Raw genomic sequence first — 1679 nt, 5'->3', positions numbered from 1 at the left:
CCCCACGGACACCCCCCTCACCTGGCCCACCTCGAACGCCCCGACGGCACAACCACCCGCACAGGTCCAACTGCCGTCGAGTTACGTGAACTCGTACGGTGCGCTGCCCGATGGGACCGTAGGGCTGGTGTACGCGGAGCCGTTCTCCGACGAGGTGATCGAAGGGCTGCGCGGGCAGGTCTACGAGGCGTTCGGGCTGGATGCCGACAACCCGCCGGAGTCGGTGCGTGAGCAGGTGCGGGGCGAGCTGAGCCGGGAGAACCTGGCGCTCCAACTGCCGTATCTGCGCTCGAACGGCGGTCTCCGCATCATCGTCCGGGTCGGCGGCCGTGATCGCACCGTCGACGTTCAGCTGACGCTTTCCGATGCGCGGGCCTCGTTGCGGCAGGGGCGCTTCGACCCGCGTGACCCGGACAAGCATGTCGAGCGGCGCGGGTTCGGCACGCGGGAGAACTTCTCCAGTCAGCCGTCGGGTACGTACCGGACGTTCCAGGTGCCGTGGACCGGGTCCTGGCCGATCACGGCGCCGACCGCGGTGCGGGCGGTGGACGGATCGCTGACGGCGGCGATCACGCACAACCAGGCGAGCGACGCGACGACCGTCACCCAGGCCGTGCAGACCACGTCCTCCCAGCGCTCCAACGAGCCTTCCGATCCTGTGGAGTTCAGCACCCGGTGGCGCGTGCGTGTCGACGCGCCGTCCGTCACCGCGCCCACCGCCACGACCGCCCCGGCACCGGACGGGTGGGGCACGGCGGAGTCCCACGGTCCGACCACGATCTGGTTCCCGCGGCACCTCACCACCGCCGATCCGGCGCCGGGTTCGCTGCCCGCGCCCGCCGCGATGGCCGATCTCCCGCTCTACGGCGTCGACTCGGTGATCGACCCGAGGGCGCTGTACGAGCACGTCCACCAGACGTTCCACGCCGATCTGGACGCCACTGCTGCCGGGCAGGTCTCGGACTTCCTCTCCGAGCAGGTGCTGCGCGGCACGCTGCCCATGCAGGTGGACGGCGGGATCTACTCGCCGGTGATCACCGACGCCGACGGCAACGCGGTCGGCATGCTGCACCTGGTCACCACGCCCGCCGTCGGCACGCCGCTGCGGCAGAGCACCGCGGGCCAGATCAACCTTGAGAGCCACCTGGTCAACACCGCGAAGGTGGACCTCTCCTCGAAGTACACCAGCGGGATCGGGGTCAGCGGGAGTGGTGCCGCCGCTCTCACCGGTGACCACAGCCAGGGGCATCCGGACGCCTCCAGCACCATCGGCGGCAGCCTCGGCCTGCGCGGGCAGACCCAGGCGACCGTCACCAACACGTACAGCGCGAGCAGTTCGGCGGGCACGATGCACGCCATCCGCACGAACCGCGGCCACCTCCTCACCCCGTCCGGCGTCACCTACCAGGTCACCCTGATCCGGCCCGACGGCACCGAGACGCGGGCGCCGGCGCTCACCCGGACGCACGGCATGGACCTACGGGTCCTGAGCAAGGCGGACGCCACCGGGCACACGCCGACCGCCGCCGAGACACGTGAACTCCCGGACTCCCTGGAGCGGTTGGACGGCATCGGGCTGAGCGCGGCCCCGCTCGACGTCACCGGCACGGACGGTCTGTTCGACGAGGCCGAGACGTGGCTGCGCCGCGAGGGTTTCCTGCCGCCCGCCCCAACGGCCC

Annotated in this window: 1 protein-coding gene; it reads left to right on the top strand. The window is 71.4% G+C overall.

Translation table 11 applies throughout. From position 1 onward, the window contains the following. Positions 1–1679 (top strand): hypothetical protein (locus AC31A1_RS51060; protein ID WP_489659857.1); only part of this gene is annotated, 1679 nt, incomplete at both ends.

It is taken from the genome of Streptomyces sp. P5F9 (assembly GCF_057961495.1).
The sequence above is the reverse complement of the archived record's forward strand: the minus strand, read 5'-3'. Positions and strand labels throughout refer to the sequence as shown.